The 14,368-nt window shown below is 38.7% G+C and carries 17 protein-coding genes; 11 read left to right on the forward strand and 6 right to left on the reverse strand.

From position 1 onward, the window contains the following. Positions 1–16: 16 nt before the first annotated feature. Together mobB and mobA are read right to left on the reverse strand one after the other, a co-directional pair. Positions 17–1,315 carry a conjugal transfer protein MobB gene (gene mobB, locus QO200_RS03845; protein ID WP_371536919.1) on the reverse strand — a complete coding sequence of 433 codons (1,299 nt, stop codon included), beginning with the start codon at positions 1,313–1,315 and terminating at the stop codon, positions 17–19. Position 1,316: 1 nt separating this feature from the next. Continuing rightward, positions 1,317–1,754 (reverse strand): conjugal transfer protein MobA, encoded by a 438-nt coding sequence (gene mobA / locus QO200_RS03850; RefSeq protein WP_371536602.1) that lies wholly within the window; start codon positions 1,752–1,754, stop codon positions 1,317–1,319. A 773-nt stretch (positions 1,755–2,527) separates the two neighbouring features. On the opposite strand from mobA, the gene QO200_RS03855 reads away from it, so the two are divergent. Together QO200_RS03855 and QO200_RS03860 are read left to right on the forward strand one after the other, a co-directional pair. Continuing rightward, positions 2,528–3,295, forward strand: coding sequence for a ParA family protein (locus tag QO200_RS03855; RefSeq protein ID WP_371536604.1), 768 nt, complete (start codon positions 2,528–2,530; stop codon positions 3,293–3,295). 5 nt (positions 3,296–3,300) lie between these two features. Then, positions 3,301–3,699, forward strand: coding sequence for a DUF3408 domain-containing protein (locus tag QO200_RS03860; RefSeq protein ID WP_371536606.1), 399 nt, complete (start codon positions 3,301–3,303; stop codon positions 3,697–3,699). Here the strand turns inward: QO200_RS03860 and QO200_RS03865 are convergent. Continuing rightward, positions 3,696–3,836, reverse strand: coding sequence for a hypothetical protein (locus QO200_RS03865; protein ID WP_371536934.1), 141 nt, complete (start codon positions 3,834–3,836; stop codon positions 3,696–3,698). The two genes, QO200_RS03860 and QO200_RS03865, sit on opposite strands and share 4 nt — an antisense overlap. On the opposite strand from QO200_RS03865, the gene QO200_RS03870 reads away from it, so the two are divergent. The 3 genes from QO200_RS03870 to QO200_RS03880 are packed head-to-tail and all read left to right on the forward strand — an operon-like array spanning position 3,774 to position 4,618. Beyond that, entirely contained in the window at positions 3,774–3,983 is a 210-nt protein-coding gene (locus tag QO200_RS03870) for a DUF3408 domain-containing protein (protein WP_371536922.1), read from the forward strand. The two genes, QO200_RS03865 and QO200_RS03870, sit on opposite strands and share 63 nt — an antisense overlap. After that, positions 3,958–4,110 carry a hypothetical protein gene (locus tag QO200_RS03875; protein ID WP_371536936.1) on the forward strand — a complete coding sequence of 51 codons (153 nt, stop codon included), beginning with the start codon at positions 3,958–3,960 and terminating at the stop codon, positions 4,108–4,110. The genes QO200_RS03870 and QO200_RS03875 overlap by 26 nt, the downstream gene beginning before the upstream one ends. Next, positions 4,046–4,618, forward strand: a complete 573-nt coding sequence (locus QO200_RS03880; RefSeq protein WP_371536925.1) for a conjugal transfer protein TraD — start codon at positions 4,046–4,048, stop codon at positions 4,616–4,618. Before QO200_RS03875 ends, QO200_RS03880 begins: the two co-directional genes overlap by 65 nt. A gap of 142 nt (positions 4,619–4,760) precedes the next feature. On the opposite strand, the gene QO200_RS03885 is transcribed toward QO200_RS03880, so the two are convergent. The 3 genes from QO200_RS03885 to QO200_RS03895 are packed head-to-tail and all read right to left on the reverse strand — an operon-like array spanning position 4,761 to position 8,475. After that, positions 4,761–5,507, reverse strand: coding sequence for a hypothetical protein (locus QO200_RS03885; RefSeq protein ID WP_371536609.1), 747 nt, complete (start codon positions 5,505–5,507; stop codon positions 4,761–4,763). Beyond that, on the reverse strand, positions 5,488–7,275 hold the full coding sequence (locus tag QO200_RS03890) for an ATP-binding protein (RefSeq protein ID WP_371536611.1): 1,788 nt from the start codon (positions 7,273–7,275) through the stop codon (positions 5,488–5,490). Before QO200_RS03890 ends, QO200_RS03885 begins: the two co-directional genes overlap by 20 nt. Positions 7,276–7,278: 3 nt before the next feature. Then, the gene (locus QO200_RS03895; RefSeq protein ID WP_371536613.1) at positions 7,279–8,475 is read right to left on the reverse strand and encodes a hypothetical protein; all 1,197 of its coding nucleotides are present in this window, start codon (positions 8,473–8,475) and stop codon (positions 7,279–7,281) included. Positions 8,476–8,925: 450 nt separating this feature from the next. Here QO200_RS03895 and QO200_RS03900 point away from each other — a divergent pair, with 450 nt between their 5' ends. Genes QO200_RS03900 through traK form a run of 6 tightly spaced genes read left to right on the forward strand, consistent with a single transcriptional unit; the run spans position 8,926 to position 14,368 of the window. Continuing rightward, complete coding sequence (locus QO200_RS03900; RefSeq protein WP_371536615.1) at positions 8,926–9,231, forward strand: DUF4134 domain-containing protein; 306 nt, start codon at positions 8,926–8,928, stop codon at positions 9,229–9,231. An 11-nt stretch (positions 9,232–9,242) separates the two neighbouring features. Next, positions 9,243–9,572: a DUF4133 domain-containing protein gene (locus tag QO200_RS03905; RefSeq protein ID WP_371536617.1), complete on the forward strand. Its 330-nt coding sequence runs from the start codon at positions 9,243–9,245 to the stop codon at positions 9,570–9,572. Continuing rightward, positions 9,569–12,073: a TraG family conjugative transposon ATPase gene (locus QO200_RS03910; protein WP_371536619.1), complete on the forward strand. Its 2,505-nt coding sequence runs from the start codon at positions 9,569–9,571 to the stop codon at positions 12,071–12,073. Before QO200_RS03905 ends, QO200_RS03910 begins: the two co-directional genes overlap by 4 nt. Before the next feature lie 27 nt (positions 12,074–12,100). Further along, complete coding sequence (locus QO200_RS03915; protein WP_371536622.1) at positions 12,101–12,733, forward strand: DUF4141 domain-containing protein; 633 nt, start codon at positions 12,101–12,103, stop codon at positions 12,731–12,733. 3 nt (positions 12,734–12,736) lie between these two features. Then, positions 12,737–13,732: a conjugative transposon protein TraJ gene (gene traJ / locus QO200_RS03920; RefSeq protein WP_371536625.1), complete on the forward strand. Its 996-nt coding sequence runs from the start codon at positions 12,737–12,739 to the stop codon at positions 13,730–13,732. Between the two features lie 12 nt (positions 13,733–13,744). Further along, complete coding sequence (gene traK, locus QO200_RS03925; protein WP_371536628.1) at positions 13,745–14,368, forward strand: conjugative transposon protein TraK; 624 nt, start codon at positions 13,745–13,747, stop codon at positions 14,366–14,368.

The raw sequence follows: 14,368 nt of genomic DNA on the forward strand, positions 1-14,368 counted from the left end.
TAATGAAAAGCAAAACCTATTGACCTCTTTTACGTTTCCTTTTCTTCTTCATCTTATTGGCAAAATCCTGTTCCTGGTAATCTTCTCCCTGAGCTTCTGGTAATAACCCACCGAAACATTCTATAATGCTATGTCCATCGTCAACTTGCACAGGATCTTGATTACTTAGGAAATCAAATAAATCGTGTGGTTTGTCATCTGGTAAAATTTCGGATACTGTTTTGGTTAAAACTGTTTCTGTATCCTCAGTGTTTTTGACTTGCGGTTGTAGTGCGTTATTCCACCAGTCGTTGAACACATTTGCTGAGAGTTCTTTCCCCAAACGTGAACCATTCCATACGGATTTAGAGTTATGGTCAATGAATGTAATTCCATAAATGCGGTCTGTTTCATTTCGGCGGACAACAACATTAATTCCTCTTTCACCCAATTGCTTTTTAAAGTCCCCTTCATCAGTTGCAGATTGTAGCACTGTTTCAATTGCTTTCCTGATGGATAGTTTAACATCACTTTCCCTTAATGCTTCTTTGGACGTTGTAAAATGATTTTGAAGTTCGATATATCCTGCACTTTTTCCAAAAAGAGATGCTTTAAACGGGTTACTTGTTTTTTCTCCATTTTCATTCAGGGCAAAATAGACCAGCCCTTGTTTGGGCTGCCCGTGCAGTTCTCCCTTGACCTCTTCTGCCGTAATATTAAACAAGGATAACAAAGCATTGTATTCTCCCAAACTTTGAAACTGATAATGTTTAGGCAGATACCGAACGACCGAAGCGATTTGGCCTTTAATGTCATTGGTTTTGTAATTCACTGGGCGGAATGCATTCTCGTTTTGTTTGTATTCTTTGCCTGTTGCGCAGGCTAATCCGTATTTTCGTTCCAGCTCACGGCATATATCCATCGAACGTTTACGCTCATAACTATCCGAAATTTTCCTGCCTTCTTCATCCACGCAAACCGAAACGATATGAATGTGGGTACGCTCAATATCAGTATGCTTGAACACTACGAAAGGCTGTTCTCCGTATCCCATTTTTTGCATATACTCCTGTGCAATAGCATTAAATTTTTCATTACTGACATTGTCCTTTGGATCCGGATTGAGGGAAATATGCAATACTGTTTTCTCCGTTTTACGATTCGCCAGCAAATAGGGCTCGAAAGAGCGGAACATTTGAGCAACAGAATAATGACCATCAGGTGTTTCCAGCATCTTATGGGTAAAGAGAACCTCTGCATTTTCTTTCTCTATTTTGAGTTGATTATAGGTAAGTACACCTGTCAAATTTAGTCCTCTGCCGATTTTAGCCACCATATCAGTCGCTTTTTTTAAGATATTTTGTTTCAAATTCTCCTGTAAGCTGAATGATTTGCTGACATAATCCTGCCATTTCAGCCGTTTGTTTTTCAAGTTTATAGAGATAAGCGGATGCTTTTTTCTGTGAAAAATTGCGATAAAGCAGCTTTACAATCTGGTTATAATTCACTCCAACTGACCGGAACTGACCGTATAGTGTGGTCAGTCGCATATAATAATCCATGGTAACTTTGTCAACTTTGATGGTCTTAATGGTCTTCTGAAAAATACAGGCAGTGATAAAATGTGCCATTACATTCATTTCTGATTGTTCAAAAAGAGAAAGAAAACGGGCGTTTTCTTCTGCACTCAATGATATGGAGTATCGGAATATAGCAGGGTCCTTTTTAAGATTGCGTCCTGATTTCTTTGGTTGTCTGTTATTGCTTTGGTCCATAAAAATCTAATTATATATTTATAAACATCGACTTTGGAGAATGTTTTCAGCTCTCAGCAGAGCAAGTTGTTTTGAGCAGCGGAATTCATTTCGAGCAGCTCAAAACACAACTTGCTCCTTTCGGGTGAAAGGAAAATCCGCCCTTCCAGGCGGATTAAAGTTAGCAGGGAAAAACGGCTTGACGCCGTTCCGGTTGTCACCCCAAAATTGATTTGAGTTTTTCATCTGTTCGACTTATCAAAACCTTTACAAAGTAAAGTCCTCAAAATGGAACCATTGCAGTGTGTTTCACTGCCAAAGAGTGCCACCTAACGCCAATGAAGGACAGGTGGTATTTACATTAAAAAGAATAATCATCCTTTGTGATAGCAATCAGGCAAAGGCTCATTCCCGTGCTCGTTCCTGAGTACAAAAATGGGGATATTCCGGATCGGGAAATGGCCGGACTTCTTGCCGTCAGGCACGCTGGAAAAGAGGATCGACCAATTTCAGGAAGACGAGAGAACAAGCCGAGAGCGAAGATTATACCGATCACCTTCATGTCTGGCGGCGGGCAGGATGAACAGCGGGAAAACTTTTAGGAATAAAAGACAGTGGTGAAGAACACATCAATGCCGGCGCACAAGTTGAAACACAAGACAGCAAGTGGTCGGGAAGACCTGCTGGATACCACTGGTGTGTACCGGAGAGCTGGTCGGAGACTATCCCCCATAGCACGAATGCTCTCATGCAGTATAGAAAGAACATATGTAGAACTATAAAAAATAAAAACAATGGAAAGAAAGAACAAGACATTATTTATTGCCTTTTCGAGCCAAAAAGGTGGCGTAGGGAAAAGCACATTTACGGCAATCGTTGCCAGTATTATGCATTATCGAATGGGTTATAACGTTGCCATCTTTGATTGCGACTACCCCCAGTATAGTCTTTCCCTGATGAGGGAACGGGATATGAAAGCCGTTATGCAAAATGAGGCATTCAAAAAGCTGGCACACCGGCAGTTCCTAACGATCAACAAAAAAGCATATCCTGTGCTGCAATGCAGGGCAGATGAAGCGATCAAACAAGCCGGGGATTTTTTAGCTTCCTCAACTGTACCTGTCGATCTTATCTTTTTCGATTTGCCGGGAACAGTCAACACACCAGGTATCCTGAATACAATGACGAGAATGCACCATATCTTTTCCCCTATTACAGCTGACCGTGTAGTAATAGAAAGTACACTGACTTTTACCGATGTGCTGACCAATGTACTCATGAAAAAAGACGGAACCTCCATTGAGACTATCAGTTTATTCTGGAACCAGGTAGATGGCAGAGAAAAATCGCCACTGTACGAATTCTATGGAAAAGTGATCACAGATCTGGGACAACAACTGATGAAAACGCAGATTAGCGACAGTAAACGCTTTCGTAAAGAAAGCGAAGCGGAAGCAAAAACCGTTTTTCGCTCCACCTTGCTTCCTCCCGATGAAAGGCTAATGAAAGCCTGCCATCTTGATCTCTTTATCGATGAATTTATCAGGACACTCAAATTGTAAATCGTATGGATAATAAGGATCAAAAAAACGAGGACCAGCCGGTTGATGAAGAATTTATCATGTCCATTATGGCCGGAGGTGTGAGAAAGCCAGGACAGATACCACCACCCAAAGAACCTGACATAGAAAAACCGATACTCCGTGAAAAAAACCGTAACAAAAAGACTTCAGATACATCATATCAAGATCGCTTTCTGAACAGCCACACGATGACACGCAGGGGAGATAAAAGCATATATATCCGTCAGGAATATCACGAGCGGTTATCTCGGATTGTACAGGTCATCGGTGAAGACAAGATACCATTATATGCCTATCTGGACAATATCCTGGAACATCATTTTGAACTGTTTGAAAAAACAATTACAGAGGATTTTAATAATAAATATAAACCCATTTTTTAAACAATATAATCATGACACAAAATGAAAAAAGGGCAAGAAAGAAAGCCCGTATAAGTCAATACAAAACCTCCTTTATGAAAGGCAACGACAGGACCGCAAGAGAAGGTAAATCGGTCTACATCATTCCCGAATTCCATGAACGTTTACAGCGGATTGTTCATGTCATCGGAGGTAATAAGCTGACTATATTTAATTACCTGCATAATATATTGGAGCAGCATTTCAATGAATATGGAGAAGATATCAAAGCAATCTTCAATGAAAAACAGAAACCAATATTATAGCTATGGAAATATTGATTATTATCTGTTTGCTGATTGTCATTGTCCTTTTATCAAAGGACAAGATCATCATAAAAAAGGTGGTTTCAACACAAGAGCAGCCGCCATTCGTAAATCCCAATCTACCTGAAATCATGGGTATTCCCAAATCAATGAAAAGACTTTCGGTGCCAACTAGTACCTCCAAAAGCCTAAACGAAGATTTGGTAAAAGAGATTGATAATTTTGAATCAGAAATCGAAGAAAACGATTTTGACATACAAATTCCGCAGGAAGAACTGGACGATGTTTTCAGAAATATGCCTGATTTTGAGGAAGAAGAGGAAGAATGGAACAGGTATGGAATATCTGGCGAGGATTACGGTTTTGCCCAAGGGGTTACCTTTGAAGAACTAAGCTCCGTGGGGATGCTGCTGCAAAAAGAAAAATTGGAGCCTTCTCAAAAGGAAACAGCGGTTGCGGTTGTTCAGAAAATACAAGGAACCGAATTATTCAGTCTGCTGGAAAATTCCATGGAAAGGGCCTCCCGTAAAATAGCCGAGCTATTAGACGGGGGTCTTTCTTCTGAAGCGGATGCCGGTTCTTCCATTTTGCGGAAAAATGATTTGGAAGATTTTAATATTGGTGAGTTTGTATGAATAAGTTGTAAATCAAATCATGGTCATGTGATGGGATTGAAACAAGTTAAGGATGTATTTTTATGTCCTTAACTTTTGTCTCAACTTATTATTGGCAATCAATACTAAGTTAGCACATCTAGAAAGTCTAATAATAGATGTGCTATATTCCTAAAGACATTGTTCCTTCTATATACCAAGTTCTACCATAAGCTAGTTTACTTTTTACAAGGCTCAAAATAAAATCTTTAATAGAATGATTAAATAACCCTACACCTTTTATCCTATATTCTTTCTCATCAATATAGAAAACAGGAAGATCATTCAATGATGGGAAAAAGCCTGGATTAGGGCATTTATTATTGAACTCATTTTTTAATCGATATTGACCTATTGCTTTTTTTATTGTCAGATATCTAGGAGGAAATAGAAGCCAATACGCTTCAACTTGAGATTCTGAATATTTTTTTTGTCTTTCAAAATAAACTCTTAGTGTCTGAGGAGATTGCTGAAGTTCAATTGCAATTTTCCTGCCATTTAATTCAACATATACATCAGCAATCCATCCATTTCCAATTTGTTCCTCAAGTGCTTTAAAACCTAATTTAACAAATTCCTCAACAATTATTTTTTTTGAGGTCTTGTGCCAAATCGTCTCTGGCGCAGTTGCACATTCATCAGCTTGATGCGAAAAAAATCTTTTATACTTTATACTTGTTTTAGGAATTGCATTAGCTCCACAGCAAATCATTTTCAAATCACCTATTTTGTAATTCTTTTTCAGTTTATCCCAAGATTCATCTTCAAATAAATTTGAATCAAGCAATTCTCCATCAATATTTACAGCGTGCTCAGACATATTGCTATAATTAGTTGTTACAAATTCAATATTATTTTTGCCAAAGATCAATAACTTTATTTATTTCTGCCTCAGTCCAAGGATTTTTCCAAATTTCAAAATATTTGATGTCAGAGGATTTAGGTTCTGGCCCACAAGGATTAATTTTTACTAAGGAAGGCAAAGCAATTGATTCTCCTATAATTAAGGCTTCTCCAGATTGAAGAGTAGACAATGAATCAGTTAAATTTCCCAAAGTATCCGGCAATAACTTTTTAACATAGTTTTGATCTTCCGGATTAGTTAATCTCATTGTTACAAAATTATTACATTGGGAAAAAATTGTATCTGAAATCTCAGATGGTCTTTGGCTTACAATCGCCAATGTAACTCCATATTTCCTGCCTTCTTTGGCAATTCTTTCTATTGCATTTTTTGATGCTCTAAATTTTACTAAGTCAGATTTTGGAACGTACTTATGTGCCTCCTCATAAACTAACAATAAAGGAACATCGCAATCATGATCTTGCTTAGCAAGTTTTGTCGAATGATAACCATATTCAAAAAGCATTCTGGAAATTAATGACACAGTAATACTAAGAACCTCAAAAGGAATACCTCCTAAATCAATTATTGTCACATTTGATTTTTCTTTATTAATTATTTCACCATCTTCATTTTGTACTTGACAGGGATAGCCTATAAATTGCTTAATGGTATCTATAAAACTTATCTTTTTTGATGCTTCTCCTAATAAAAATTCCAGTCGTTTATCATTTAATTTTATTTCTAGTCTGCTGATAAAGTTAATAAATTTTCCATTCTGTGTATTGGTTGCAGCTCCATCAACTGCTTTTAACACACCTGAAAATAAATGATGATTTGTGCTTTCATTGAATGTAAATCTTTCACCTTTCAAATCAAGCCATTCGATAGTATTTATTTTTTGTTTTTGTTCATTATTTCTATTTTTAAAGTATGTCAATATTTCACTTAAATCGAAAAAAGTTGGGGAATCATAATTTAATTTGGCTATTAATTTTGGATCTAATGTGCTCTTTAATTTCTTATTTGATGTAATAGATTCTTGAAACGCACTTCTTTGATTGTGGTCATTGGCCTCAGTTTCAATAAACAATTCTTCTAATTCTTCACTATTTAAAAGCCAATAAGGCAGTACAAGATTTTGAATATCAATATAATTAGCTTCTGGGAAAGCTGTTTTATATTCTCCGTGAATATCAAAAATCACAATATGAGAATTATTTAAACCTGCATAACTGCCTTTTTTCGCCTTTATAGCCTCCTGTAATATTTTAGCAACAGTATGGGATTTACCTGAACCAGTTGAACCAACAATCGCAAAGTGCTTATTAAAGAATTTGTTACCACTAATTGGCACATCAATCTCAATATTTTGAACTAACTTAGAAAAGCAAAATTTATCATTTTCTACTAATTTTCCAGAATAAATATTGTTCAATTCTTTTTCATTTAACAATTCAATCCCGTTGTTGGGAGGGAGTGGTATACCATGACCGCCCCTTTCAAATACATCAGAGTCTATTGTTTTAGTCAAAGTACCAGTCAATTTAACTTCAAGAACAAAAGACGGTTCAGTTGAAGCTGTTTCAGCAGTTCCATCTCCCTTTGAAATATTATTATCTTTTATATTATAATTTTCAATGACACCAACAACATATTTATTTTCAATATTTTTGTATGGAATTTTGATATAACTTCCAATGTTAAATTGATTCTCAAATAAAGAAGGATCTATCACTTCAATTTTTATAAAGTTTGAAGAAACACTTACTATTTTAAAATTTTCTGAATTCATTATTTAATTATTAAAAAGTTTTTGAATTTGTTTTGTATCTATCTGATCAATTTTTATAAAAGAATTTTCTTTTAATTTATCATTCAATGCTTCCATGAAATAATAAACTCTTCTTGGATTGATTTCATTATTAAATATTTTTTCAAATGTACTTTTAGTAATAATTCTTAATTTAAATGACGTCTTCGATAAACTATCTGTTGCTTTAACACCTGATGTTTTTCTATTTACTATTGGTTTTTGAAAAAATAACTCAGAATTAAACTGAATCGATTCGTAGCCATCATTAAAAAGAATATGGCTATTTATTATTTGTTTTTTTATTTCTATTACATCGTTGTCAGGGACAATAAAGGTCAGAGGTTTTATGTCATAAGTAGCTTTCTCATAGTACTTTTCGACTACACTAATAATCAATTGTCCAATTGTTAATTCTTTTGCTTTAATAATACTACCTATAAAAACAAACTGCTCTTGGTTTTTTAAAGGTTTTTCAAAATTAGTCTTCAAATATTTCATGTATTCAACTTCTCCTTTATATTCAGTAAATGAAGATGTAAAGACTAATTTTCTACCATCCTTAATATAATTTAATATATCCTTTTGTGTACAATTTCTGTTTATCCCGTTTGGATTATTTACAACCAATTTTCTAAAGTAATCTGTTATGTTTGAATAGTAAAAAATTGCTTCATCATCAGAATGGCAAAAACTTAAATTCCTAATTTTAGATATTACATCCTCAAATTGACTTTGAAAATTTGGAGCAAAAATTAAGTTGAAATTTTTTATAAAGTTTTTTCTATCAGCTATAGTAAATGAATCAATTTTTAATTTAAGATCCTTTAATTTTTTTGAAGAGTTCCTTTTTAATGTAATTTGCAGTATATCGTCAAGTTCCTTTAATGTTAATATTGTTTTTTGCTCCATTTTATCTTTAAAATAGCAAAATAGCAAATAATTAATATTGTCGTTTTTTTTAAACTCTTCAATTAATTGAACTATAGGCTCCCGAATTTTATTTGGTGTATAGTTCTGCGTTTCTTTATATTTAATCTGCATAACATAATCAGAACTATTAATATCTTGAATTTGTTCAAGACTAATCTTTTTATTTTCATCTCCCGTATTAAATATTTCCAGGATTGTTTTATCAATTTGAAATTCAAAGCCTTTTATAGCATAATATCCACCATCCATAATTAAGTATTTATCATTTATTACTAATTGCAAATACCAATGTATATTATTTTACTGGTAAAAATTAGCTTATATATTTTTTAAATATAGAACATTAAAATTTAAATTAAATGAGGTTTTCCGTAAAGATGAAATGATATATATTTTCATTCAAACTAAATATTCCCCGACGCCAATAACTACACCAGCAAGTTCGATTGGATTATCTGGTCCTCCAAAACTATTATATTTACCCCAATCATCTTCGCCTTCTGATTAACCAGGAGATGAAACACATTAACTATATAAATAATTAGAGGACTAAGATATTAAAATGCTATTTGTAAATGCCACTCACCGACAAATAATTCCTCTGATTGCCACTTTGTTATAACGCCTCCATTTCCATGGCACCTTTGTCGTTAAAGCCCGCATAATGCGGGAAATAACAACAAATTAATGTGTTTAATCATGGAAAAACAAAGAAAAAAAATCTTGCTAGCAACAGTAGTAATGCTGACAGGTCTCAGTGCATTTGCACAGGGAAACGGCACAGCCGGTATTAATGAAGCGACCCAGATGGTAACGTCCTATTTCGATCCCGCCACACAACTCATCTATGCCATAGGAGCCGTGGTTGGTCTCATCGGAGGTGTTAAAGTGTATAACAAATTCAGTAGCGGAGATCCCGATACCAGTAAGACTGCAGCAAGCTGGTTTGGTGCGTGTATCTTCCTGATCGTAGCCGCAACCGTTCTGCGTTCATTCTTCCTTTAATCCCTTGTCTTATGAATTACAATATCAACAAAGGCATCGGAAGAACGGTGGAATTTAAGGGACTCAAAGCACAATACCTGTTCATTTTCGCAGGCGGACTACTTGGTACACTCATCCTCGTGATGATAATGTATATGGCAGGGGTCAATTCCTACATCTGTCTGTTTCTCGGAGGCGGCGGTGCTTCGCTGATTGTATGGCAGACCTTCTCCCTGAACAGAAAGTATGGAGAACACGGACTGATGAAAGTAGGTGCAAGAAAAAGGCATCCCCATTACATCATCTGCCGTAAGCCCGTACACCGCTATCTGAAGTTCACCGCTAAATCCACTGCCGTATGAGAAATGCAGCAAAAACCACAACACTGGAAAGCAAGTTCCCATTACTGGCGGTAGAGAACAACTGTATCCTTTCAAAAGACGCGGATATTACAGCCTGCTTTCTGGTGTATTTACCGGAACTGTTCACGGTAGCTTCCGCCGAATACGAAGCCATTCATTCCGCCTGGCATAAAGCCATCAAGACCCTGCCTGATTTTACTGTGGTACACAAACAGGATTGGTACATCAAAGAGAGCTACGCACCTGATATGACAGAAGACGACCAAAGTTTTTTGGCAAAGTCTTACCAACGTCATTTCAACGAGCGCCCGTTCCTGAACCATTACTGCTATCTCTTCCTGACTAAAACCACTAAGGAAAGAATACGTATGCAGAGCAATTTTTCATCGCTTTGCAAAGGTGCTCTTATACCAAAAGAAATCAGGGATAAGGAAGCAATCCATCGTTTTATGGAAGCGGTGGCACAATTTGAGCGCATCGTTAACGATAGCGGATTTGTCAAATTGCAGCGCCTGAGCGAAGAAGACATCATCGGAGCAGAAGGAAAACAGGGATTACTGGAACAGTATTTAACGCTATCAAGGGAAGCCGGAACACCAATGCAGGACATCGCACTAGGAGGCGAAGAGGTACGTATCGGAAACAAAAGGCTGTGCCTGCACACCTTATCCGACACGGACGACCTGCCCGGAACGGTATCGGCAGATACCCGTTACGAAAAACTATCTACCGACCGAAGCGACTGCCGTTTGTCATTTGCTGCTCCTGTGGGATTACTGCTCAGCTGCAATCATATCTACAATCAATATCTGTTTTTGGATAACAGCGATGAGAGCCTGCAAAAGTTTGAAAAGTCCGCACGAAACATGCACTCACTGGCCCGTTACAGCCGTGCCAACCAGATCAACAAGGAATGGATTGAGCGTTACCTGAACGAAGCCCATTCTTTTGGGCTGTCGTCCATCAGGGCGCACTTTAATATCATGGCATGGTCGGAAGATCCCGGCGAACTCAAACAGATAAAGAATGACAGCGGGAGCGCACTCGCTCTAATGGAATGCAAGCCCCGCCACAACACTACCGATACAGCTACCCTGTATTGGGCAGGAATGCCCGGCAATGCCGGGGATTTTCCAAGTGAGGAAAGCTTTTACACGTTCATTGAACCGGCTTTGTGCTTCTTTACTGAAGAAACCAACTACCACAATTCACCATCGCCGTTTGGCATCAAGATGGCAGACAGGCTCACAGGCAAACCCATCCATCTGGACATTTCAGACCTGCCCATGAAACGGGGTATCATTACCAACCGAAACAAGTTTATATTGGGTCCTTCGGGAAGCGGTAAATCTTTTTTTACCAACCATATGGTTCGGCAGTATTATGAGCAGGGCGCACACGTCCTGCTTGTAGATACCGGTAATTCGTATCAAGGATTGTGTGAACTCATCAAAGGCAAGACCAAAGGCGAAGACGGGGTCTATTTTACGTATACCGAAGACAACCCGATTGCCTTTAATCCTTTCTATACCGATGATGGTGTGTTCGATATTGAAAAGAGAGAAAGTGTCAAAACCCTCATACTGACGCTTTGGAAACGAGATGATGAACCGCCAACCCGTTCAGAAGAAGTGGCGTTGTCCAATGCGGTAAGCGGTTATATCGAGCGTATCAAACAAAGTGAAGTGTATCCTTCTTTCAATGGCTTTTATGAATACGTTCAGGACGATTACCGCAAGGTGCTGGAAGAAAAACAAGTACGGGAAAAAGACTTTGACATTGCCAATTTCCTCAATGTACTCGAACCGTATTACAAAGGTGGCGAGTATGATTACCTGCTTAATTCCGATAAGCAGTTAGACCTGCTTTCCAAACGGTTTATTGTGTTTGAGATTGATGCGATAAAGGATCACAAAATCCTTTTCCCGATAGTGACCATCATTATTATGGAGGTATTCATTAACAAGATGCGCAGGCTCAAAGGAATCCGGAAATTAATCCTCATTGAAGAGGCTTGGAAAGCGATCGCCAAAGAAGGAATGGCGGAATACATAAAGTATCTCTTTAAAACTGTCCGCAAATTTTTCGGTGAAGCCATTGTGGTAACGCAGGAAGTAGATGACATCATCCAGTCACCCATTGTAAAAGAAAGTATTATCAACAACTCCGATTGTAAAATCCTGCTCGACCAGCGCAAGTACATGAACAAATTTGATGATATACAGGCAATGCTGGGTCTGACCGACAAAGAAAAGGCACAGGTACTTTCCATCAACATGAACAACGATCCTACACGGCTTTACAAGGAAGTATGGATAGGTCTGGGCGGTACGCACTCTGCGGTATATGCCACAGAAGTCAGCCTCGAAGAATATCTCGCCTATACCACCGAAGAAACCGAGAAAATGGAAGTGATGCAGCTTGCCTCAGAACTGGACGGCAATGTAGAACTCGCCATCAAGCACATCGCTATCGAGCGTCGTGATAAAGCAAATCAATAATGATTACTAATTTAAAAACGAAGAACAATGAAAAAATTAATGTTACTGGTGTGTACGGCAATAATGCTTGCCGCCACACCTTCAGCGAAAGCTCAATTTGTAGTTACCGATCCGGCAAATTTGGCTTCAGGGATTCTCAACAGTGCCAATGAAATCATACAGACTTCATCCACGGTATCCAATGTTATTAAAAATTTCAAGGAAGTGGAAAAGGTATATAAGCAGGGCAAAGAATATTACGACAAGCTGCAGGCGGTAAACAATCTGGTAAAAGATGCACGCAAAGTACAGCAGACTGTACTACTAGTCGGAAATGTGTCTGAAATGTATGTACAGAATTTTGGCAAGATGATGAACGACCCCAATTTTTCTGCCCAGGAATTGGCAGCTATCGCCAATGGCTATTCAGCACTGCTGGGTGAGAGTACCGAGCTGCTGAAAGAACTCAAACAGATTGTAAGCTCATCAGGCCTTTCTCTGAATGACAAAGAGCGCATGGATATTATTGACCGTGTTTACAAAGAAGTCAAAGAATACCACAGTCTGGTACGCTACTATACCAACAAGAATATCTCCATAAGCATCCTGAGGGCAAAGAAGCAGAACAATACCAAAAGAGTACTGGAACTCTATGGAACCCCAAACCAAAAATACTGGTAAGCTATGGAATTTAATAATCTTCACGAAGTCCTGCGCTCATTATATGATGAGATGCTCCCACTGTCCGCCGATATGGCAGCAGTGTCCAAAGGACTGGCTGGCTTGGGAGCCTTGTTCTATGTAGCCATTAAAGTATGGCAGGCACTCAGCCGGGCTGAGCCGATTGATATGTACCCTTTGCTGCGTCCCTTTGCATTAGGCCTTTGCATCATGTTTTTTCCCACCATCGTACTGGGAACCATCAATGCGGTCCTAAGTCCCGTGGTTACAGGAACCCACTCCATCCTCGAAGATCAGGTGCTTGATCTGAACGATTTACAGGCAAAAAAAGACCAGTTGGATCGGGAAGCGATGCTTCGCGACCCTGAAACTGCCTATTTGGTGTCAAACGAAGAATTTGACAAAAAACTGGAAGAATTGGGCTGGTCGCCCGCCGATGTTGGCACAATGGCAGGAATGTATATGGACAGACAAGCTTACAAGATAGAGAAAGCAATAAAGGAATGGTTTCGCAATTTGCTGGAAATACTTTTTCAGGCGGCAGCTTTGGTCATTGATACCATACGGACTTTTTTCCTGATTGTCCTGTCCATACTCGGACCGATAGCATTTGCCATATCGGTATGGGACGGCTTTCAATCTACGCTCACACAGTGGCTCACCCGATATGTCAGCGTGTATTTATGGCTTCCGGTAGCAGACCTATTCAGCTCGATGCTTGCCAAAATCCAATCCCTGATTATTGAAAGGGATATTGAAATGCTTTCCGATCCGACATTCATCCCTGACACTTCAAACACCGTGTATATCATCTTTATGATTATAGGCATTGTGGGATACTTCACCATTCCGACGGTGACCGGTTGGATTATTCAGGCCGGCGGTGCAGGGAACTTTGCCCGTAATGTCAACCAGACCGCAATAAAATCCGGAAATATAGCCGGAGCCGGAGCCGGTTCAGCGGTTGGAAATATTGGTGGCAGGTTAGTAAACAATTAATCATTGAGAAAAATGGAATTTAAAACGCTAAGAAATATCGAAAACAGTTTCAGGCAGATCAGACTGTACGCCATTGTGTTTGCTGTACTCTGCACAGGGGTCACAGGATATGCCGTATGGCATTCCTACCGTTTTGCGGAACAGCAACGGCAGAAGATCTATGTCCTGGACAATGGCAAATCATTAATGCTGGCACTCGCACAGGATGCATCCATCAACCGTCCGGTGGAAGCCCGGGAACACGTAAGACGTTTTCACGAACTGTTCTTTACGCTCGCTCCCGACAAGAACGCCATTGAAAGCAATATGAAACGGGCGTTCAATCTCGCCGATAAAAGTGCCTTCGATTATTACAAGGACCTTTCGGAAAAAGGGTATTACAACCGCATCATATCGGGCAATGTACAGCAGCGCATCGAAATAGACAGTGTGGTCTGCAATTTCGAGACCTATCCCTATGCCGTACGTACCTATGCCAAACAGTTCATCATCCGTTCCAGCAACGTGACAAAACGTAACCTGGTTACGTCCTGTTTTCTGGTAAACTCCGTTCGTTCGGACAATAACCCGCAAGGATTCAATATCGAAAAGTTCACAGTGACGGAGAACAAGGATATAGAGGTCATCGAACGCTAA

Origin of the sequence: Flavobacterium sp. Arc3 (assembly GCF_041431375.1) — a bacterium.
Lineage (GTDB): Bacteria > Bacteroidota > Bacteroidia > Flavobacteriales > Flavobacteriaceae > Flavobacterium.

What these genes read in the sequence shown, in the direction of transcription:
- mobB (WP_371536919.1), bottom strand. Translation starts at nt 1,315, where the DNA reads ATGGTGGCTAAAATCGGCAGAGGACTAAATTTGACAGGTGTACTTACC.
- mobA (WP_371536602.1), bottom strand. Translation starts at nt 1,754, where the DNA reads ATGGACCAAAGCAATAACAGACAACCAAAGAAATCAGGACGCAATCTT.
- QO200_RS03855 (WP_371536604.1), top strand. Translation starts at nt 2,528, where the DNA reads ATGGAAAGAAAGAACAAGACATTATTTATTGCCTTTTCGAGCCAAAAA.
- QO200_RS03860 (WP_371536606.1), top strand. Translation starts at nt 3,301, where the DNA reads ATGGATAATAAGGATCAAAAAAACGAGGACCAGCCGGTTGATGAAGAA.
- QO200_RS03870 (WP_371536922.1), top strand. Translation starts at nt 3,774, where the DNA reads ATGAAAGGCAACGACAGGACCGCAAGAGAAGGTAAATCGGTCTACATC.
- QO200_RS03865 (WP_371536934.1), bottom strand. Translation starts at nt 3,836, where the DNA reads ATGGAATTCGGGAATGATGTAGACCGATTTACCTTCTCTTGCGGTCCT.
- QO200_RS03875 (WP_371536936.1), top strand. Translation starts at nt 3,958, where the DNA reads ATGAAAAACAGAAACCAATATTATAGCTATGGAAATATTGATTATTAT.
- QO200_RS03890 (WP_371536611.1), bottom strand. Translation starts at nt 7,275, where the DNA reads ATGAATTCAGAAAATTTTAAAATAGTAAGTGTTTCTTCAAACTTTATA.
- QO200_RS03895 (WP_371536613.1), bottom strand. Translation starts at nt 8,475, where the DNA reads ATGGATGGTGGATATTATGCTATAAAAGGCTTTGAATTTCAAATTGAT.
- QO200_RS03900 (WP_371536615.1), top strand. Translation starts at nt 8,926, where the DNA reads ATGGAAAAACAAAGAAAAAAAATCTTGCTAGCAACAGTAGTAATGCTG.
- QO200_RS03905 (WP_371536617.1), top strand. Translation starts at nt 9,243, where the DNA reads ATGAATTACAATATCAACAAAGGCATCGGAAGAACGGTGGAATTTAAG.
- QO200_RS03910 (WP_371536619.1), top strand. Translation starts at nt 9,569, where the DNA reads ATGAGAAATGCAGCAAAAACCACAACACTGGAAAGCAAGTTCCCATTA.
- QO200_RS03915 (WP_371536622.1), top strand. Translation starts at nt 12,101, where the DNA reads ATGAAAAAATTAATGTTACTGGTGTGTACGGCAATAATGCTTGCCGCC.
- traJ (WP_371536625.1), top strand. Translation starts at nt 12,737, where the DNA reads ATGGAATTTAATAATCTTCACGAAGTCCTGCGCTCATTATATGATGAG.
- traK (WP_371536628.1), top strand. Translation starts at nt 13,745, where the DNA reads ATGGAATTTAAAACGCTAAGAAATATCGAAAACAGTTTCAGGCAGATC.